Origin of the sequence: Haloferax profundi, assembly GCF_001469865.1 — an archaeon.
Lineage (GTDB): Archaea > Halobacteriota > Halobacteria > Halobacteriales > Haloferacaceae > Haloferax > Haloferax profundi.
Genome location: NZ_LOPV01000611.1, coordinates 1 through 205 on the forward strand (window position 1 = coordinate 1; position 205 = coordinate 205).

Sequence of the window (205 nt, forward strand, 5' to 3'; positions counted from 1 at the left end):
AAGGAAGTACACGTACCTCGCGGTTAAGCACTTCACCGGTGGCGACGAGGCGTTCCCGGTCACGTATAGCTGGTACAAGTTCGGTGCGGTGATGCCAGCAGCTCCGAAGTCGGGAACAATCGGTCCGGCGAGCACGCAGATGCCTACACCGGACGCACGTGAGTCTGGGATATTCACGGCGGCTTTCGACGACATAGTCGATTTC

General features: G+C 58.5%; 1 protein-coding gene. It reads left to right on the forward strand.

Features of this window, described 5'->3' with window-relative positions; genetic code table 11:
* Positions 1–205: hypothetical protein (locus AUR66_RS22915; protein ID WP_231727958.1), on the forward strand; the 205-nt coding region annotated here is incomplete at both ends.